Genomic DNA, 18,975 nt, shown 5'->3' with positions numbered 1-18,975 from the left:
CTCCCATGACTTCACCGGCCCAGATGGCTGACACCGTCGGCACCCCCACCTCCACCCCCGTCCTGTCGGTCGACCCGGTCGTCCTGCCGGTACCCGGCCGACCCGTCGACCTGCACCTGCGCGTCACCGCTCCGGTGACCGGGAGCGGACTGCCGGTCATCCTCCTCTCGCACGGCCAGGGGCCCTCCAACCACCTCTCCTCCTCCAACGGCTACGCCCCGCTCGCCAACTACTGGGCGGCGCACGGCTTCACCGTCGTCCAGCCGACCCACCTGAGCTCGCGGACGCTGCACCTGGACCCCGCCACCCCCGGGGCGCCGCTGTACTGGCGGTCGCGGGCCGAGGACATGACGCACATCCTCGACCGCCTCGACCTGATCGAGGCCGCCGTCCCCCAGCTCCGCGGACGCCTGGACCACGGCAAGGTGGCCGTGGCCGGGCACTCGATGGGCGGGCACACCGCGAGCCTGCTGCTGGGCGCCCGGCTCACCGACCCCGACACCGGCACCGAGGTCGACCTGTCCGAGCCCCGGATCACCGCGGGCCTGCTGCTCGCCGCACCGGGCCGAGGGGGTGATGCACTCACCGGGCCCATCGCCGAGAACTACCCCTTCTTCCTGACCACGGACTTCTCCCGGATGACCACACCCACCCTGGTGGTGGCCGGTGACAACGACCACTCCCCCCACATGACCGTGGCCGGCCCGGCCTGGCACACCGACCCGTACGTCCTGTCCCCGGGCCCCAAGTCCCTGCTCACGCTGTTCGGCGCGGAGCACGGTCTCGGCGGGATCTCCGGGTACGACGTCGCCGAGACCACGGACGAGAACCCCGAGCGGGTCGAGGCGGTCCAGCGGCTCACCACCGCCTACCTCCGCAGCGTGCTCTTCCCCGGGGACGGGACCTGGCACGCGGCGGTCGAGCAGCTCGCCGCCGGACCCGACCCGCTCGGACGGGTCGAGTCCAAGTGACCCCGCACGGCCGTCACGGCGGAACACCGCCACGCGGTAGCGCGGTTCGAGCCGCACCGCGGTGCGGATCGGCTCCCGCGCGCTCGGCGCGCTGAGCTCCGCCCGGGCGCCCCGGCCACCACCGGGGCGCCCGGACGCGGGGTCACAGCCAGTGCGCCCAGCCGAAGGTCAGCAGGTGGCTGCGGCGCACCAGGTCCCTGCCTCGGACACCACGTCCGAAGGTGACGGCCAGCACCGCGGCGGCGGCCACCAGGCCGAGACCAAGATGGGCGGAGCGAGCACGCCGGGGGCCCCTGGACTGCCTCACCGGCCCTGCCGGTGGTCCGCCACGACCTCTCCGATCACGTGCCGTGCGGTGGCCGCCATCGCCGGGTTGGTGGTCCGGTAGTACGAGGCCTCCATCAGGGCGATCGACAGCGCCCAGGCGCGGCCGCGGGACCAGACGGCGTCGTCGTCACCGACCTTCGCGCGGAAGCCTGCTCTGGCGGCGGCGGGCAGCAGGTACCAGGCGGCGATCAGGTCGACCGCGGGGTCGCCGGTCCCCGCGCAGCCGAAGTCGATGACGGCGCCGAGCCGTCCGTCGACCAGCAGCACGTTGCCCGGCTGCAGGTCCGCGTGGATCCAGCCGGCCGGGCCGGGGTGCCCGGCGGTCCGCAGCGACGTCTCCCAGACCTCGGCCGCGGCGTCGGCGTCCTCGGCGTCCTCGGTGTCACCGGTGGCGCGCAGCGCGGCCAGGGCGGAGCGGGTCGCGGTGTCGCGGGCGGCCAGCGGCTCGCTGCGGTACGAGGCCGGGCCGTCGGCGGGGTCGATCCGGCGCAGGGCGTGCAGCAGGTCCGCCAGGTCCCCGGCCAGCCGGGCGGGGTCGGGGAGCCCGCCTGCGCCGACGGCCGGGGTCTCGCCGTCGAGCCAGCGGTACACCGACCAGGGCCAGGGGTAGCCGAAGGCGGGCGTCCCGAGGCCGAGCGGGACGGGGACGGCGACGGGCAGTTCGGGCGCGAGCCGGGGCAGCCAGTGGTGTTCCCGGGCGACGTCGGCGGCGGCGCCCGCGATCCGGGGCAGCCGCACCACCAGGTCCTCGCCGAGCCGGTACATCGCGTTGGAGGTTCCGGCCGGCCGGACCGGCTCGAGCGGGTGGTGCGCCCACTGCGGGAACTGGGCGGCGAGCAGGCGCCGTACCAGGGTGCGGCCGGTCTCGGCCTCGTCGGCGTGCATCCTGCCGGTGCTCATGACTGCTCTCCTGGCTACTCTCCTGGCTACTTCTCCCGGGCCGGTGTACGGGCGGCCGGCCCGCGGCCCGGGCGACACACCGTCACCGCGTCGCGGGCCGACCACGAAGCAAAACGCCTCCCGGCGCCCGCGGTCAACCGGTTTCCGGGCCACCCGCGTCCCCTCCGGCCGGGCGCCGCCGTACCGGTCAGCGCGGTTCCTGGACGGGCCGTCCGGGTGCCGCCGGGTCGGGCGTGTCGCCGGGCGCCCGCCGCGGCGGGCCGCCGCCCATCGCCCGGAGCATCCGCGCGCCGCCGGTCCGGAAGAAGCGGACCACCAGGACCAGGGCGAGCAGCAGGAAGACGATGTTCAGCCAGGTCGTGTAGTTCCAGGAGACGCCGTCGGCGGGGACCTGGGCGTCGGCCTGGTCCGGGATCAGGCCGAGTCCACCGAAGACCAGTTCGACGGCGTACCCGGCGAGCACCATGGCGGTGTAGAAGGTGGAGAGGATGAACAGGGCCATCCGGGGGCCGTAGTACTTCCGGTAGATGTTCAGGATGGGCAGGATCAGCAGGTCGGCGAAGAGGAACGCGACGACCCCGCCGAAGCTGATGCCGCCCTTCCACAGCACCACGGCGAGCGGCACGTTGCCGATCGAGCAGACGAACGAGGCGATCGCGACGACCGGCCCGATCAGCGGGCCCCAGATCTTGGCGGCCACCGGGTGCCCGCTGAAGAAGAACGCCTGCCAGAAGCTGTCCGGGACCCAGGCCGCGACCGCCCCGGCGATCAGCAGCCCGACGGCCAGGTCCCGGATGATCGCGGCCCACTCCATCACGAACACGTGCGACACCGCGGTGAACCCCTCGGCGGAGCACAGCCGCCGGGCGAAGCCGCCCGGGCGCCGGACGGTCATGTCCATCGCCGCGTGCCCCTCCATCGAGCCGGCCAGCCCGCGGTCGGCCTGCCGCCGCGCCTGCGCGAGCAGCCGCTCCCGCAGGAACAGCCGGAACAGCACGGCCAGCACGACGATCATCAGCGGGCCGCCGGTGAACTCGGCGGCAGTGAACTGCCAGCCCATCAGCAGAGCCAGGATCACGCCGAGTTCGATCACCAGGTTGGTGGAGGCGATCTCGAACGCCATCGCCGCGGTGAAGTCCGCGCCCTTGCGGAACAGCGACCGGGCGAGCGCCACCGCCGCGTACGAGCAGGAGGAGGAGGCCGCGCCCAGCCCGGTCGCCACCGCCAGGGTCCGGGGGCGGGCGTCACCGAGCAGCCGGACCACGGTGGAGTGGCGGACCACCGCCTGCACCACCGCGGACAGCGCGAAGCCCAGGATGAGGGCCCAGGTGATCTCCCAGGTCATCGAACCGGTGATCTTCAGTGCGTGCAGCACGGCGCCCATGGGTGCGGCGTCCTCTCCTGGTACGAGCGGTGGGGTGTCGGATCCGTTCCCCGGCACCGGCGCCCGAGACGGGGCCGCCCGGCTGAAACCTGCCCGAGCCAGGTCATCGGTCGGTGCGGCCGTCCTGCCGTTCCCGGGGGCGTGGGCTTTCGGCCATCGGATCCCGGACGCCCTCGAACCGTCCCGCAGTGACGGGTACGGTGTCGGGGCGGCACCTCGGACACGCCGTCAGGTTCCGTACGCTCCAACCGTTCGCCACCCTCGCCGATGGAGCTGACAGCATGCGCGACAGAACGCCGTCCGGCCGCGGGCCCGCCGCCGCTACCGCCCCGGCCCGCCCGGCGGGCGTCCGGGTGAGCCGGGCTGCCGGGACGACCGGTGCGGGTGTCGCGGTCGAGCGGCTCGGTGGCCGCTGGCGGGTGAGCCGGCCCTGGCACCCCGGGCTGCGGCCGTATCTGCGCGGCTATGCCGGGTACTGGGAGGCCGGGTCCTCGCCGTACCGGGTGCGGGTGGTCCCGACCGGGCGGGCCGTCGTGGTGATCAACCTGGCGGAGCCCTTCACCCAGGTCAGCCGGCTGGGCGTTCCCGGTCCCGGCAGCGGGCGGATCGGCTCGCTGGTGGTCGGCCTGGAGGACCGGCCGGCGCTGTGCGAGCACCCGGGCGGGCAGGAGGCGATCCGGCTGGAGCTGACGCCGTTGGGCGCCTACCGGCTGTTCGCCGTCCCGATGCGGGCCCTGACCAACCATGCGGTCGAGCTGTCGGACGTGCTGGGTCCGGGGGCCGGGGAACTGGTCGAGCGGCTGGCGGCCACCCGGGACTGGGCGGCCAGGTTCGACCTGCTGGACGCCGTCCTGCTGGCCCGGCTCGGGCACGGCCCGGCGCCCGCCCCCGAGGTGGGCCGGGCCTGGCAGTTGCTGGCCGGCTCCGGTGGGACCGTCCAGATCGCCAGGGTCGCCGAGGAGGTCGGGTGGAGCCAGGGGCACCTGATCCGCCGGTTCACCGATCAGGTCGGCCTGACGCCCAAGGCGTCCGCGCGGGTGCTGCGTTTCCACCGCGCGGTCGCCCTGCTGGCGCGCGGGGACGCCGGCCCGGCCGCCGTGGCGGCGGCCTGCGGCTACTACGACCAGGCGCACCTGAACCGGGAGTTCCGCGCGCTGGCCGACGCCACCCCCGGACAGCTGGTGGCCGCCCGCCGGGTGGAGGGCGCGCTCGCCCAGTAGGGCGGGGCGCAAATTTGTCCAAGCCCGCCCCGGCGGACGCTGGCTAGCCTCCTGGAGGCCCGGGCGCGCGCTCACGCCGCGCGCGTCCGGGCCCGCCGCGCACCCGGTCGTCGGGCGGACAGCGACGGCGGCAGCGTTCGGAGCGTCCGATCCGCCCGTGCGCCCGACGGCGCGCAGCACGGGCCAGGGGGGAAACCGTGGCACTGGAACTACCGCCGGAACTCGGGTCCGTACTCGGCCTGCTCGGGCTGGAGTGGCCCCAGGTGAACGAGGACGACGTGGTCAGGCTCGCGGACGAGCTCAGGAAGCTCGCCTCTACCCTCGACTCCGTCCAGATGGACGCCGACAGGGCGCTCACCGCACTGCAGGGGGCGTACCACGGCGCGTCCGCGGACCGGCTGGCCGAGATGTGGGGCACCGTGTCGACGTACTCGCGCCTGGTGGTCGACGGCTGTGGGGCCGCCGCGACGGCGCTCAATGCGGCGGCGCTGGTCGTGGAGGGCTGCAAGGCCGCGACGCTCGTCCAACTGGTGACCACGCAGGGTGAGTTGGCGGTGGCGTCGGCAACCGGGCCGTGGGGCACGGCGGCCATCGTCGCGGCCGCCAGGCAGATCGCCTCCACCATCCTGGAGGAGGCGGTGTCCGCGCTGGGCCAGGCGCTGGCGCAGCCGGTGGGCGATCTGGTGGAGGCCGTGGTGGGCGGCCTGACGGGCGGCGGCGGGTCGGGTTCGTCGCAGGGCAGCGGGTTCGGGGTGGACCTGGAGCAGTTGGCCTCCTGCGCGCTGCACCTGCGGCGGCACGCGGACGGGATCGACGCCCACGGTGGCTCGTTCCGGCGGATCATCGAGGGGCTGGACGTGGGCCGGCCCGGCGACGCCCTGGGCCGGTTGCTGCTCGCCGCCGTCGAGCAGATCGCCACCACCGTCGGTACGGAGGTGCTGAAGCGGCTGCTCGGCGCGTTCCGGGGCACCGCCGACCGGATGGACCAGGTGGCGCGCAATCTCACCGAGAACGAGGACGCGCACAGCCGTGAGATGCAGGGCATCCTCACTTCGCCGACCGCCTCGTCCGGGTCGGGTCTGCTGAAGCTGGCGGGCGGGGTCACCGGCGGGGGCGGCGCGCACCGCGTGGGCCACCGTGCGGACGACGGGCCGGACCTGGTGGCCGCCGGCGGCGGGGCGGGCGGCGGCGGGTTCCTCGCCGGTGTGGCCCGCGCGTCCGGTGCGGCCGATGCCCCGACCGCGCGCGGCCCGCGGGCCGGCCGGTCCTCCGGGCCTTTCGTGCCGGACCAGCGCACCGCGCAGAGCGACCGCGGTACGGCCGCCACCGCGGCGCAGCCGAAGCCGGCGCCGGCCGCCGAGCCGCACCCCGGAGCCTTCGGCCACCAGGGCGGCCAGGGTGGCCAGGGCGGTGGCCAGGGCGCGACCCGGGCCGGGGCCGGCCACCTCGGCGGCCATCCCGCGCCGGAACCGGCCGTCCCCGGCCGCGCGCCGCTCGCGCCGCCGGCCGGTGCGCCCGATCCGGGGGCGTACGGCCGGCCCGGCCTCGGGCGTCACCAGGGCCCGGAGCCGGCCCAGCCGGCCGGCGGCCCGGTCCGGGAGGGCGTGGCGCAGCCGCAGGGCCACCGCCCGGACGGGCCCGCCGGGCCGCCCGAGGAGGAGGCCGAGGGGGCGTACGGCCGCGGGGAACCGGCGCCGGCCAGGTGGGAGGGCGGTCCGTACGGCGGGTGATGAGCGGGTGATGAGCCGTACGGGGGTGGGTGGTGGCCCCCCGTACGGCTCGCACGTCTGCCTCCGGACATTCGGACATAGCGTCACATAGGGTGCGCCTGCGGGCGTCGGACCGGTGCCCGCCCGGATGTGACGTCGAGCCGATCGAAGCATTCCGTCCAGGGCACGCACATCCGGTCAGGACACTGTTTCCGTCGTCCAGGAGGACGTGCATCGTGCAGAAACTCACCCGTCTCGGTGTCGCCGTCGCGACCGCGCTCGCAGCCGCCGCCGTGTCCGCCCCCGCCGTGTCGGCCTCCCCGGCCGCCCCCGCGGACCACGGGCACGCCCACGGCCACGAACAGGGCCAGGGCGGCCGCCACGCGGTGTTCGCGCAGACCGACAACACCGCGGGCAACCAGGTCGTCGCCTACCACCGGGGCGAGGACGGCCGCCTGACGCAGGCCGGGGTCTACGACACCGGCGGCCTCGGCGGGGTGCTGGACGGCGCGGTCGCCGACCACCTCGCCTCGCAGGGATCGCTCACCTACGACCCCGGGCACGCCCTGCTGTACGCCGTGAACGCGGGCAGCGACACCGTGACCGTCTTCGCCGTCGACGGTGACCGCCTGGAGCGCCGCCAGGTCGTCCCCTCCGGCGGCCGGTTCCCGGTCAGCGTCGCCGTGCACGGGGACGTGGTCTACGTACTGAACGCCCTGGACGGCGGCTCCGTCCAGGGCTTCACCGTAGAACACGGTCACCTGGAGCAGCACGCCGACTGGAACCGCTGCCTGGGCCTCGACCCCGACGCCACACCGCAGTTCGTCAACACCCCCGGCCAGGTCGGTTTCACCGGCGACGGCTCCAAGCTGGTCGTCACCACCAAGGCCAACGGCAACAGCATCGACGTCTTCGACCTCGAGCACTCCGGCGCACCCGCCCGGCATCCCGTGGTCACCGTCCAGCCCGGCGCGGTGCCGTTCGGCTTCGTCACCAACGGCGCCAACGGGCTGCTCCTCACCCAGGCCGGCCCGAACGCGGTCGCCACCGTCCACATCCACGACGACGGCACGGTGATGCAGACCGCCGCCGCGCCCACCGGCCAGATCGCCACCTGCTGGATCACCGCCGCCGGCGACTTCCGGTACGCCTCCAACGCCGGCAGCGCCTCCGTCAGCGGGTACCGGCTCAACCCGGACGGCTCGCTCACCGCCCTCGGCAACACCACCACCGACCCCGGCACCGTCGACTCCGCCGCCTCCCGGGACGGCCGCTACCTCTACGTGCAGACCGGGATCAACGGCATCCTCGACGAGTTCCGGGTCAACGGCGACGGCTCGCTGACCGCCCTCGGCTCGCACGTGGTCCCCGGTGCCGTCGGCGGCGAGGGCATCGTCGCCTTCTGAGCCACCGTCCGCCCGGGCCGGGACACCGTCCGGGCCCGGGCGGTCCGCCCACCGTCCCCGGTGTCAGTGGCGTCCGGTCCACTTCTCGCAGACCGACAACTACCCCGGGGGCTGCCATGGGCGTGCTGACCGACTACTTCCGCGCGACCGGCGCCGCCGCGGTCGTCCGTGCCCTGGCCCGGGCGGACGGCGGATCACCGGCCGTCGGGCCGCGCCCGGCGTTCGACGGCCTCGAGGCCAAGGGGATCGATCCGGTGGTGGTCCTGGGGCAGTTGGTCGCCGCCGTCCGCCGGGTGCCGTGGGAGGCCGGTCTGGTCCGGGAGCAGCCGGTCTGGCCGACGACCGCGCCGCCCGGCCCGGACGGCCCCGAGGGCGAGGAGGACGACCCCTGGGTGACGGGCCCCTGGGTGATGCAGCTCGACGACGCGGTGCGGGACTCCCTGGCGGCGCTGCCCGACGCGGAGATCCCCGCAGTCGTCGCCCGCTGGGCGCTCGCCGAGGAGTTGCAGCCCGCGAGCGCGGAGGAGGTCCGGCCCGTGGCCGAGGAGCTGATCCGGCTCGCCCGGCGGGCGCGCGGGGCCGATGAGCGGCTCTACTGCTGGATCTGCGTGTAGCGCGCGGCCGGCCCGGGCGCCGGGGATTCCGGAGCCCGCGGTGTGCCGGGGCGTGGCCGGGGCAGACGCGGGGCAGCGCCGGGCGGTCCCGCCCGGCGGTGAGCCCGGGGAGGCTGTCATGACCGGCCAGCTACCGTCGACCGTCGGCTCCGGGGCCGACGCGCCGATCCGTACCGATGTACCGGCCCGGCTGGACCGCCTGCCGTGGTCCCGCTGGCACTGGCGGATCGTGATCGGCCTGGGCACGGTGTGGATCCTCGACGGCCTGGAGGTGACCGTCGTCGGCAACATCGCCGCCCGGCTGGCCGAGTCCGGCAGCGGGATCACCATCAGCACCGCCCAGGTCACCACCGTCGCCGCGGCCGTCTACGTGGCGGGTGCCTGCAGCGGCGCGCTGTTCTTCGGCTGGCTGACCGACCGGCTCGGCCGGAAGCGGCTCTTCATGATCACGTTGGCCGTCTACCTGGCGGCGACGGCCGTGACGGCGTTCTCCTGGTCGGCCTGGTTCTTCTTCCTGTGCCGGTTCTTCACCGGCTTCGGCATCGGCGGCGAGTACGCGGCGATCAACTCGGCCATCGACGAGCTGATCCCGGCCCGGGTGCGGGGCCGGATCGACCTCGTCATCAACGGCAGCTTCTGGATCGGCGCGGCGATCGGCGCCTTCGCCTCCATCGCGCTGCTGAACACCTCGCTGTTCGCCACCGGCCTCGGCTGGCGGCTGGCGTTCGGGATCGGCGTGGTGCTCGGCCTGGTGATCCTGCTGGTGCGCCGTCACGTGCCGGAGAGCCCCCGCTGGCTGTACACCCAGGGGCGGGGCGAGGAGGCGGACCAGGTGGTCGCCGAGGCCGAGCGGCTCGTCGAGCGGGAGACCGGGAAGCCGCTGCCCGCGGCCTCCGGCACCATCGTGATCCGCCCGCGCGGCCCCCTCGGCTTCGTGACGATCGCCCGCACGGTGACCCGGAGCTACCCGCGGCGGACCGTCCTCGGGCTCGCGCTCTTCATCGGCCAGGCCTTCCTGTACAACTCGGTCACCTTCGGCTTCGCGGTGATCCTGTCGACCTTCTTCGACGTCCCGACCGGGAACACCGGCTACTACTTCGCGGTGATCGCGGTGGGCAACTTCCTCGGGCCGCTGCTGCTCGGCCACCTCTTCGACTCGGTCGGCCGGAAGCCCATGATCGCCGGGACGTACATCGGCTCGGGGGTGCTGCTGTTCGCCACCGCTTTCCTGTTCCAGCAGGGCCTGCTGAACGCGACCACCATGACGGCCTGCTGGACGGCCGTGCTGTTCCTGGCCTCCGCGGGTGCGAGCGCCGCCTACCTGACGGTCAGCGAGATCTTCCCGCTGGAGACCCGGGCGCTGTGCATCGCGTTCTTCTACGCGGTGGGCACCGCGATCGGCGGCATCACCGGGCCGCTGCTCTTCAACGGCCTGGTCAGCAGCGGCAAACCCGCCGACACCACACTCGCCTTCTGCATCGGCGCGGCCCTGATGACACTGGCCGGCGGGGTCGAGGCGGCGATCGGCGTCCGCGCCGAACGCCGCAGCCTCGAGTCGCTGGCCCAACCTCTCAGCGCCGTCGACGAACCCGAACCGGCCCCCCGCTGACCCGCCGCCGGCGGGCCTCATGCCTGCCGCAGGATCACCGCGGGGTTCAAGCGCCGGCCCGGTGGACGGCTTCCAGGGTGGTGAGGTCGTCCTCGGTCAGGCGCAGCGCCCCGGCGGCGACGTTGGCGGCGAGGTGGTCGGGGTTGCCGGTGCCGGGGATGGCGAGCACGTGGGGGCCGCGCTGCAGCGTCCATGCGATCCGTACCTGGGCCGGGGTGGCGCCGTGGGCGCGGGCGACGGCGAGCACCGCCGGGCTGTCGGCGCCGCTCGCGCCGGCCTCCCGGCCGGTGCCGGCGATGGCGTAGAACGGCACGAAGGCGACGCCCTGCTCGCCGCAGCTGCGGACGAACGCGTCGTGCTCGGGCCGCATGCCGATGCCGTAGGGGTTCTGGACGCAGACCACCGGTGCGATGGCCAGGGCCTCCTCGAGGTGGTGCGGCTGGACGTTGGAGATGCCGAGGTGGCGGATCAGCCCGGCGGTCCGCAGGTCGGCGAGGGCGCCGAAGCGCTCGGCGATCGAGCCGGCGCCGAGGATCCGCAGGTTCACCACGTCGAGGTGGTCGCGGCCGAGCTGGCGCAGGTTCTCCTCGACCTGTCCGCGCAGTTGGCCGGGCGTGGCGTGGGTCTCCCACTCCCCCGACCGGTTGCGGCCGGGTCCAACCTTGGTGGTGATGACCAGGTCGTCCGGGTAGGGGGCGAGCGCCCGGTTGATCAGCTCGTTGGCGGAGCGCAGCGGGGAGAAGTAGAAGGCGGCGGTGTCGATGTGGTTGACGCCGAGTTCGACGGCGCGGCGCAGCACGGTGATCCCCCGGCCGCGGTCGCCGGGCACCGCGTCGGGGATGAGCGCCTTGCCGTCCTGGGCCAGGCGCATCGCGCCGAAGCCGATCCGGTTGACTGCCAGGTCGCCGAGGGTACAGGTGCCGGATGCGGCTGCCGTGATGGTCTGTGAGGTCATGCCGGAATGATCGCTGCGGTAGGGTGCCGGCTGCCATTGATTCACACATTCCTGAATCCCTGCGATCCGAGGGGTGGTCACCGTCCTGACGGAGTTGGCGTTCTCGGCGGGTGACCTGGCGCTGATGCGGTTCGCCGTCTCACCGATGTGGGAGGTGGGGACCAGCTTCCGGGCGCTGACCGGCGGCGCCGCGAATCCGGTGCACCGGCCGTGGGTGGAGCAGGTCCGGCCGCGGCTGGCGGCGGCCGGGCTGGACCGCGGCTGGCTCGCCGAACTGGTCCCGCCCGCGGGCTACGTGGCGGACTTCCTGAACCCCGCGCCCGCCGGCCCGGCGCCGGACCTGGCCACGGAGCTGGCCGGGATCCTGGCCACGCCGGAGGACCGGGTGCGCCGCGACCTCGACCGGCTGGGCGAGCAGGCGGGGCGTCTCGGTCCGCGGCTGCGGGCCCTGTACGCGGATCCGCGGGCGCGGCTGCCCAGGGTGGTGGAGGAGATCGGGACGTACTGGGAGCTGGCGCTCGCCCCGTACTGGGAGCGGATCCGCGCGGTACTCGACGCGGAGGTGTTCCACCGGGCCCGGCAGGTCGCCGAGCACGGCGCCGGTCACGTCCTCAACGACCTGCACTCGTCCGTCAGTTGGGAGGACGACGTGCTGCGGCTGGTGCGCCGCAAGCCGCCGCTGTCCCGTCCGTCGGCGGGTCCGGGGCTGCTGCTGGTGCCGTCGGCGTTCACCGGGCCGCATCCGTTCGCCCGGGTGACGCCGCCCGGGCCGCCGCAACTCGCCTATCCGGCCCGCGGTGTCGGCGCCCTGTGGGTGCGGCGGCCGGTGGCCGGCACGGCCGCCCTCGCCGCCGTGCTGGGGCGTTCGCGGGCCCTGCTGCTGGCCGAGTTGGACTCCCCGGCCTCGACCACCGAACTGGCCCGGCGCACCGGGCTGTCGGCGGCCGGGGTGTCGCAGTACCTGACGGCGCTGCGCGACGCGGGCCTGGTCAGCGCCCACCGGGCCGGCCGCTCGGTGCTGTACGCGCGGACCGCGGTCGGCGAGTCGCTCCTGCTGGCGGCGGCCTCGTAGCGTCCGGGGCGGGCCTCGGCCCCCCGGGTTATTGAAGGTTGAACGCCACGTCCGAATACCGCCGGAGTTCCACGCCGTGCCGACCGAGGATCGAGCCATGTCCCGCGAGCACAGAAGGAGTTCCCCTCTCATGACCACGACGACGACGGAGCGCACCGGCGCGGTGGACGGCCGGACGGCGAGGCTGGCCGGCAAGGTGGCGCTGGTGACCGGCGGCAGCCGGGGCATCGGCGCGGCGGTCGCGCTGCGGCTGGCCGAGGAAGGCGCCGACATCGCCCTCACCTACCGCGGTGACGGGCAGCAGGCGGCCGCGGTGGCCGCCACGGTCGAGGCCCTCGGCCGCCGCGCCTGGGCGGTACGGGCGGACAGCGGCGACCCGGCGGCGGTACGGACGGCCGTGGACGGCACGGTGGCCCGCCTCGGACGGCTGGACATCTTGGTCAACAACGCGGGCCTGGGCACGATCGCCCCGCTCGCCGACCTGGCCGCGGACGAGGTCGACGCGGTGCTGGACGTCAACGTGCGCGGGCCGTTCCTGATGGCCCAGGCGGCGGCGGTCCACCTGCCGGCCGGCGGACGGATCATCACCATCGGCAGCTGCATGAACGACCGGGTGCCGTTCGCCGGTGCGACGCTCTACGCGACCAGCAAGGCGGCCCTGGCCGGGCTCACCAAGGCGCTCGCCCGGGAACTCGGCGGCCGCGGGATCACCGCCGTCAGGCCCGCGGCGGCGCCGCGAGGCGCTCCCGCAGCGAGCCGAGGATCTCCCGGACGTCGGCCAGGTCGGGGCCGGCGCAGCGCTGGACGGCGGCGGCCAGCCGTTCCCGGGCGGCGTCGGTCCGGCCGAGCGTCTGTCCTTCCAGCAGGGCGGCGATCCGGACGGCCTCGGCCCGCGGGCGTTCGCCCGCGGGGCCGCCCGCCTCGTACCCGCTGATCGCGAGTTCCGCCGCGGCCAGCGCCTCCTCCGACCGCTCGGCGATGGCGAGCGCCCGGGAGCGTTCGTAGTGGACAGCGCCGGTCACGTACCAGGAGACCACCGGGTGGCCGTCGGCCTCGGCCCGGTCACGGACCGCCTCGGCCTCGGCCAACCGCTCCAGAGCCGCGTCCAGGCCCGCCGCGCCCTCGGCCTCGACGGTGAGCCGGGCGACGTCCCGCAGCATCGCGGCGACCTGGTCCGGGCGCGGCGCCCGCTCGTGCGAGGCCAGGGCCCGGAGCCGGGCCGCGTCGACGGCCTCCCAGTGGCCTGCCGCGGCCAGCGCGGTGGTCGCCTCGCAGGCCACCGTGGTGTGGATGTCCTGGTCCTCCCAGTCGGCGACGGTGTCGGCGAGGTGCAGGAACTCCTCGGCCGCCTCACGGTGTTCGCCGAGCGCTGCGAGCCCGCGGCCGAGGTTCATCCGGACCTGCGCCACCAGCCGCTCGTCGATCGCGGCGGTGTCGCCACCGCGCAGCACGGACTCCAGCACCGCGACGGCGTCCGCCTCCTGTCCGGTGTCGTCGAGGATGCCGGCGAGTTGCAGCCGCGTCTCGGCCGCGTCCTGGACGGCGCCGGCGCGGTCGTACCGGGCCGCCGCCTCGGACAGCGCCCGCACCGCACCGGTGTGGTCGCCGGTGTGGGCGCAGGCGTGGCCGAGCATGGCGTACGTCGGCGCGACCGGGAAGGCCTCGTCGCCCCAGCGGGCGGTCTCGGCGAGGGCCCGGTGGAGGAGCGGCACGGCGTCGGCCGGCTTGCCCTGCACCAGCTTCACCTGGCCGAGGAGTCCGAGCGCACGAGGTGCCCGCCACGGACGTCCGGCGGTCTCCAGCAGGTCCAGCGCGCGCAGCAGCCCGGCCTCGGCCTGTTCGAAGTCCCCTCGCCGGGCCGCCAGATCGGCGCGCATCTGCAGGGCGCCGGCGACCCGGGCCGCGTTCCCGTAGCCGTCGGCGGCCCGTTCGAACGCCCCGACTTCGGCCTCGAACCGCTCCGGTGTGCCGTCCGGGGCCCCGTCCGCGGTCCCGCCCGGGGCGGCGACCGCCTCGTGGTGGGCGGCGTAGGCGCGGCAGTGCAGGATGGTCAGGTGGTCCTCGGTCTCGAGCCGGTCCGCCGCGAGCAACTCCCCGGCCTGCTGCAGGAACGCGTCCAGCACCGCCCAGTCGACCGCCGCACCCCGATCGCCCCTATCGCCCTGGCCGCCCTCGCCGCCCTCGCCGCCCTCGCCGCCCTCCTCGGCGGCGGCCGTACGCGAGCGGTCGGCGAGGTGGACCACGGCCGCCCGGGTCCGCGCGCACAGCGCACGGCCGGGCAGCCCCTCCTCCTCGAACAGGGCGGCCGCGGTGAGGTGGTCGGCCCGCTCGGCCGCCGTGTCCGCGCCGTCGACGGCGTCCAGGGCGGCCCGTTCGGCGAGCTCGGCCCGCAGCAGCCGTTCGCTGCCGGGCGCGGCGGCCGCAGCGTCGGTGTGGTGGCCGGCCTCGACCCGCTCGGCGACCTTGCGCCAGAGCGCCACGCCTTCGGGGTGGCCCTGGCGGGCCAGTTCGCGGGCCCGTTCGACCAGGGCGGTGAACTCCTCCGGGACCGGCTCCGCGTCGGCCCGCGGTGCCACCGACGCGACGGGGACGATGCCCGGGCCCGCCCCGGTGCCCGTCCCCGCGCCTTCGCCGGCGTCCACGGGGGTGTGGGCCGCCGCGGCGCGTACGCCGAGGGCGAGCGGTTCGGTGAGCAGCGGCTGCTGGGCGAGGCGGGCCAGGCGGCGCGCGCCGAGCGCGTCGGTGCCGTTGCGGGCGTCGAAACGGCCGGCCAGGTCCTGCGCCTCGGTCCGGACGTGGCCGAGCAGCGATCCGGCGGTCCAGGTGCCGCCGGGCGGTCCGGCGACGGGGAGTTCGCCGTGGCCGAGTCCGGCCAGCCTGGCGGCCAGGATCTCGACGCCGGTCAGGAACTGCAGGCGTGCCAGCGGGTCGCCGTGGCCGTCGAACAGGTCGCGGTTCTCGGCGAGGATCTCCAGGCCGCGCGGTTCGTTGCCGGACAGCGCGCAGAACTCCAGGTGCAGTCCGATCTGGGTGGCGGTGCTGCTCTTGCCCCGGGCCCAGCGGTAGCCGACCAGGTGGCCTGAGCGGGCCTGGTCGGTGCGGCCCTGGCGCAGCAGCGGGAGCAGTGCGTGGGCGTGGCTGGTGTACGGCTCCTCGCTGCAGGAGCTGGTGCCGTCGAGGACGGGCTGCCAGACGGCGAGGGCCCGCTCGTCGTCGCCGGCGCGCACGTGGTGCAGGGCGCGGGCGCGGATCTCGCAGGCGGTGCAGTCGCTGTAGCGGCTGCGCGGCCGGGTCGCCCACAGGTCGAAGGCGTTGTCGGTGTCGAGGCCGGTGTGCGCGGCCAGGTGGTGGCGCTGGGCGTAGTACGGCTGCAGGTCGATCCCGGCGCCGCGGTAGCGGTCGCGCATCTCGGTGTGCCAGCGGTGGATCGCCGCCAGCGGCACCTCGGGGGTGCTGCGCAGGGCGGCGGCGACCCACTTGAACCGCCAGAAGACCTGCTGGCCGGACCAGTCGTCGAAGGAGTCCCGGTGGGTGTCCCACAGTTTGAGGATGCGGGCGAAGACGACGGGCTCCTTGCGCGCCTCGCCGTCGTACTCGTACGCCTCCATCAGTTCGAGCAGTGCCGAGGCGGACAGGCCGGGGTCGTCGAACTGCTCGGCGGCGTCGACGAGTTCCTCGGCGGTGACGGTGCGCTGCCGGCCATAGGGCCGGGCGTCGTTGTCGCGCAGGGCCCGGGCGACGGCGTCCTTGGTGTCCAGCATTTACGAGTCCTTCCGCGGGCTGGCGCCCTCGTGGCCTAGCATGGCGTGGTCGAGCAGGCCGATGAACGACCGGTTGAGCAGGGCGCTCTCGCTGGCCCGCAGCGGGCGGCGGGTGAGCAGCACGGCCTGGCCGTACAGGGCCTCGACGGCGGTGACCGCCAGCTCCCGGTGGGTGATCGACGCGGCGCGCCGGACCAGCGGGTTGAGGTGGTTGAGGACCAGCTGGGCGCGCGGCACCTCGGCGCGCAGCGAGCCGAGGATGTCGGCCCACAGGCCGTCGGCCTCGTCGGCGAGCTGGGCGCGGGTGCGTTCGTGCCGTGCCTCGCGGTTGTCGAGCAGCAGGGCGGGGGCGCTGGTGGGGTGGAAGCTGCGCAGGGCGACGTCGCAGTCGAAGCGGCCGACCACCTCGCGGGCGATGGTGAGGAAGGCGGCGGCGGCGAGTTCCGCGGCGGGGTCGACCGCGTCGAGGTGGGCGGTGACGGTGCCGGGGTCGAGGTCGGCGACGGAGCTGCCGGGGCGGATCTCGGGCAGCCGGTGGACCAGGTCCCGGTCGTAGGTGTAGCCGCCGTTGACGACACCGAGGCCTGCCGCGCCGGCGATCGGCGCGACCTGGCGGAACTCCTCGACGGTCCGGGCGACCAGGATCACCGGGTGCGAGCGGGCGAACTCGTCGAGCGTGACGTTGCCGTCGGTGGTCTCGAACGGCAGCCACGGCAGCAGCATCCGCAGCAGCTCGTCGTCGTAGCGGGCCAGTGCCTTGACGGCCAGGTGGTGCACGCCGAGGAAGCGGTGCAGCAGGGCCGGGTCGCTGGCGGACAGGCCGGTGAGCCAGTCGCGGATCCGGGCGCCGAGGGCGTCGCGCACCGCGGCGAGGGTCTCGTCCGCGTACAGGCCCTCGCGGGAGGCGGTGGGGCGCAGGCCGTCGGTGTCGACCACGCAGCGGACGAAGAACGCCCACTCGGGCAGCAGTTCGTCGGCCTGCTCGGAGAGCAGCATGCCCTTGAGGTGCACCCGGTGCCCGGAGCGGCGCGCCGGCGGGGCGGCGTCGGGCAGGACGTAGGCGACGCCGCGCAGGCCGACCAGCGGCAGGTCGAGGTCGATGCTGTCCAGCGGGGTGAAGTCGAAGGTGGTGCGGCAGTACGCGGCGAGGGCGTCGCGGCGGGCCTGCGGGGAGCCGTGCCGGGCGGCCCACGGCGGGGTGGCGTTGACCGGGGTGCGGGTGCCGCGGGGGTCGACCACGGTGACCTCGTGGCGCAGCAGGCTGCCGTAGTTGCGGGCCAGTTCGAGGACCTGGTCGGCGCGGGTCCACTGGCCGGCGTCGGGGCGCGGGGTGAGGCTGACGGTGGTGCCGGGCTCGGGCTTGGCCGCGTCGGGCAGGGTCCTGATGGTGTACCGGCCGTCGGAGCTGCCGCGCCACTCGATGACCGGCGCGTCGGGGGTGCGGGCGGAGCGGGTGACCACGGTGATCTCGTCGGCGACCACGAAGCAGGCGAGCAGCCCGATGCCGAACTGTCCGATGAAGTCGCCCCGGGCGGCGGCCAGGCCGGTGCCGTCGAGCCGGCCGTCGGCGTCGCGCTTGGAGCTGCGGCCGATGGTGGCGAGGAAGGTGTGCACGTCGGCCTCGGTGAGGCCGATCCCGGTGTCGGTGACGGTCAGCTCGTCGCCGGCGTGGACGGTGATGGCGCCGGTGGCGGCGGGGTCGAGCGCCTGCCGGGCGGAGATCGCGTCGACCGCGTTCTGCAGGAGTTCCCGCAGGTAGACCCGGGGGCTGGAGTAGAGGTGGTGGGAGAGCAGGTCCACCAGGCCGCGCAGGTCGACCTGGAAGGTGTGGGCGCTCGTCGTGCGGTCGGTCTCGGACACCGTGGGCTCTTTCGGGTACGGATGGGTGCGGGCCGCGCGGGTGCGGGCGGCGCGGGATGCCGGTGCGGGTGCGGGCGGCGCCGGGTCAGGCGCAGGCGGCGCGGGCGGTGCGGTAGGCCTTCGCCGGATCTCCGTCGAGGAAGTGCCACGGTGACGCGGTGACGGCCCCGTCGAGGTCGCGGAAGAGCAGGTCGGCAGTCTTCGGCCGGTCGGCCAGGTGGAACGCCATGGCGAAGGTGTTGTGCGCGACCCGCCAGTCGCGGCGCCGCCGGTACTCCGGGTGGAACACCGAGCGGTCGGCGGCCTCGTGCAGTTGCTCCCGGACCGTCTCGCTGCGCATGTGCGCGCGGTCGTGGCCGGAGTCGAGTGCGAGCCAGTGCTCGATGTGGGCGAGCGCGACCAGTTCGCCCAGCGGGCTGCCTTCCGGGGCGGCGAGCATCGCGGTGCGGGCGAAGTGGTGCATCTCCTCGTGGGAGCCGCTCCACTTGGCGCAGCTCTGCTGGAGCTGCTGGCGGTGCGAGCCGAGGTGTCCGGGGTGGCGGCGGGTGGCCGCCTCGAAGCGGTACCGGACGGTGTCGGCGCCGAGCGAGGCGCCGCGGCCGCTGATCTGCAGGAAGTACCAGGGGCCGAGCCATCCGGGTTCCCGCTCGGCGACCTCGTAGAGCTGCTCCTCGGCGACCTCCAGGCGTTCGTGGAAGGTCCGCCACTGCTCCTGCGAGACGTACTTGGCGCTGGCCCGGGTGCGGGCCTCCCACGCCCAGGCGACCTGGCGGGCGCCGGAGAGCAGCAGCGGCAGCGCGGAGTCCGGCTCGGCGGCGACGGCCTCCGGGAGCCACCGTTCGATGCCGCCCACCTCGGACACCATGGCCAGCAGCCAGGTCAGCTCGGCGGGGTCGGCGGCGGCCGTCAGGCCGTCCCGCACGGCGGCCCAGTCGCCGGCGGCGGCCCGGGTGCGCAGCACGGCGAGTTCCTGGTCGCCGAGGGCCGGGTCGACCTCGTGCACGGCGCCCGGGGCGCGGCCGGCGCCGCGGCCGGTGACCCGGTTCCACAGGCCGGTCGGGCCGCCTTCGGTGTCGCTGCCGGTACGGCGTCTGAAAAGCGGCATGGTGTGCGGCCCCCTCGCATGGACATCCACGTCAACTGGCCTTGGTGACGGCCACTCGAACGGAGTACATATCACGGACCGG

Annotated in this window: 14 protein-coding genes; 8 read left to right on the top strand and 6 right to left on the bottom strand. The window is 75.1% G+C overall.

Translation table 11 applies throughout. The features are described from left to right. Positions 1–5: 5 nt before the first annotated feature. Positions 6–971, top strand: a complete 966-nt coding sequence (locus AB0D08_RS02315) for a chlorophyllase (protein ID WP_359885991.1) — start codon at positions 6–8, stop codon at positions 969–971. A gap of 142 nt (positions 972–1,113) precedes the next feature. On the opposite strand, the gene AB0D08_RS02310 is transcribed toward AB0D08_RS02315, so the two are convergent. The 3 genes from AB0D08_RS02310 to AB0D08_RS02300 form a co-directional block, all read right to left on the bottom strand. Then, a complete protein-coding gene (locus AB0D08_RS02310; RefSeq protein ID WP_359885990.1) occupies positions 1,114–1,278 on the bottom strand; it encodes a hypothetical protein in 165 nt (54 codons plus the stop codon). After that, the gene (locus AB0D08_RS02305; RefSeq protein WP_359885989.1) at positions 1,275–2,198 is read right to left on the bottom strand and encodes an aminoglycoside phosphotransferase family protein; all 924 of its coding nucleotides are present in this window, start codon (positions 2,196–2,198) and stop codon (positions 1,275–1,277) included. The genes AB0D08_RS02310 and AB0D08_RS02305 overlap by 4 nt, the downstream gene beginning before the upstream one ends. 187 nt (positions 2,199–2,385) lie before the next feature. After that, positions 2,386–3,582, bottom strand: a complete 1,197-nt coding sequence (locus tag AB0D08_RS02300) for a permease (protein ID WP_359885988.1) — start codon at positions 3,580–3,582, stop codon at positions 2,386–2,388. A gap of 281 nt (positions 3,583–3,863) precedes the next feature. Between AB0D08_RS02300 and AB0D08_RS02295 the strand changes: the two genes are divergently transcribed. From AB0D08_RS02295 to AB0D08_RS02275, 5 genes are all read left to right on the top strand, one after another. After that, on the top strand, positions 3,864–4,802 hold the full coding sequence (locus AB0D08_RS02295; RefSeq protein ID WP_359885987.1) for an AraC family transcriptional regulator: 939 nt from the start codon (positions 3,864–3,866) through the stop codon (positions 4,800–4,802). Between the two features lie 197 nt (positions 4,803–4,999). Continuing rightward, positions 5,000–6,532 carry a hypothetical protein gene (locus tag AB0D08_RS02290; protein ID WP_359885986.1) on the top strand — a complete coding sequence of 511 codons (1,533 nt, stop codon included), beginning with the start codon at positions 5,000–5,002 and terminating at the stop codon, positions 6,530–6,532. 215 nt (positions 6,533–6,747) lie between these two features. After that, a complete protein-coding gene (locus AB0D08_RS02285; protein ID WP_359885985.1) occupies positions 6,748–7,917 on the top strand; it encodes a beta-propeller fold lactonase family protein in 1,170 nt (389 codons plus the stop codon). 116 nt (positions 7,918–8,033) lie between these two features. After that, positions 8,034–8,531, top strand: a complete 498-nt coding sequence (locus AB0D08_RS02280; RefSeq protein WP_033823901.1) for a hypothetical protein — start codon at positions 8,034–8,036, stop codon at positions 8,529–8,531. A 118-nt stretch (positions 8,532–8,649) separates the two neighbouring features. After that, complete coding sequence (locus AB0D08_RS02275; protein ID WP_051813877.1) at positions 8,650–10,140, top strand: MFS transporter; 1,491 nt, start codon at positions 8,650–8,652, stop codon at positions 10,138–10,140. Between the two features lie 46 nt (positions 10,141–10,186). Here the strand turns inward: AB0D08_RS02275 and AB0D08_RS02270 are convergent, their stop codons facing one another. Beyond that, a complete protein-coding gene (locus tag AB0D08_RS02270; protein ID WP_359885984.1) occupies positions 10,187–11,095 on the bottom strand; it encodes an aldo/keto reductase in 909 nt (302 codons plus the stop codon). Positions 11,096–11,219: 124 nt separating this feature from the next. Between AB0D08_RS02270 and AB0D08_RS02265 the strand changes: the two genes are divergently transcribed. Then, positions 11,220–12,167 carry a DUF5937 family protein gene (locus AB0D08_RS02265; RefSeq protein WP_359886041.1) on the top strand — a complete coding sequence of 316 codons (948 nt, stop codon included), beginning with the start codon at positions 11,220–11,222 and terminating at the stop codon, positions 12,165–12,167. Positions 12,168–12,297: 130 nt separating this feature from the next. Next, complete coding sequence (locus AB0D08_RS02260; RefSeq protein ID WP_359885983.1) at positions 12,298–13,101, top strand: SDR family NAD(P)-dependent oxidoreductase; 804 nt, start codon at positions 12,298–12,300, stop codon at positions 13,099–13,101. Between the two features lie 2,827 nt (positions 13,102–15,928). On the opposite strand, the gene AB0D08_RS02255 is transcribed toward AB0D08_RS02260, so the two are convergent. Both AB0D08_RS02255 and AB0D08_RS02250 read right to left on the bottom strand, forming a co-directional pair. Next, on the bottom strand, positions 15,929–17,788 hold the full coding sequence (locus AB0D08_RS02255) for an HSP90 family protein (protein WP_359885982.1): 1,860 nt from the start codon (positions 17,786–17,788) through the stop codon (positions 15,929–15,931). Between the two features lie 85 nt (positions 17,789–17,873). After that, on the bottom strand, positions 17,874–18,893 hold the full coding sequence (locus AB0D08_RS02250) for a hypothetical protein (protein ID WP_359885981.1): 1,020 nt from the start codon (positions 18,891–18,893) through the stop codon (positions 17,874–17,876). Positions 18,894–18,975 lie beyond the last annotated feature (82 nt).

This window comes from Kitasatospora sp. NPDC048540 (genome assembly GCF_040651175.1).
In the GTDB taxonomy this organism is placed as follows: Bacteria; Actinomycetota; Actinomycetes; order Streptomycetales; family Streptomycetaceae; genus Kitasatospora.
The sequence above is the reverse complement of the archived record's forward strand: the minus strand, read 5'-3'. Positions and strand labels throughout refer to the sequence as shown.

Coding starts and splice junctions, on each gene's coding strand:
- AB0D08_RS02305 (WP_359885989.1), bottom strand. CDS start 2,198: ATGAGCACCGGCAGGATGCACGCCGACGAGGCCGAGACCGGCCGCACC.
- AB0D08_RS02275 (WP_051813877.1), top strand. CDS start 8,650: ATGACCGGCCAGCTACCGTCGACCGTCGGCTCCGGGGCCGACGCGCCG.
- AB0D08_RS02280 (WP_033823901.1), top strand. CDS start 8,034: ATGGGCGTGCTGACCGACTACTTCCGCGCGACCGGCGCCGCCGCGGTC.
- AB0D08_RS02295 (WP_359885987.1), top strand. CDS start 3,864: ATGCGCGACAGAACGCCGTCCGGCCGCGGGCCCGCCGCCGCTACCGCC.
- AB0D08_RS02260 (WP_359885983.1), top strand. CDS start 12,298: ATGACCACGACGACGACGGAGCGCACCGGCGCGGTGGACGGCCGGACG.
- AB0D08_RS02270 (WP_359885984.1), bottom strand. CDS start 11,095: ATGACCTCACAGACCATCACGGCAGCCGCATCCGGCACCTGTACCCTC.
- AB0D08_RS02250 (WP_359885981.1), bottom strand. CDS start 18,893: ATGCCGCTTTTCAGACGCCGTACCGGCAGCGACACCGAAGGCGGCCCG.
- AB0D08_RS02265 (WP_359886041.1), top strand. CDS start 11,220: ATGCGGTTCGCCGTCTCACCGATGTGGGAGGTGGGGACCAGCTTCCGG.
- AB0D08_RS02315 (WP_359885991.1), top strand. CDS start 6: ATGACTTCACCGGCCCAGATGGCTGACACCGTCGGCACCCCCACCTCC.
- AB0D08_RS02300 (WP_359885988.1), bottom strand. CDS start 3,582: ATGGGCGCCGTGCTGCACGCACTGAAGATCACCGGTTCGATGACCTGG.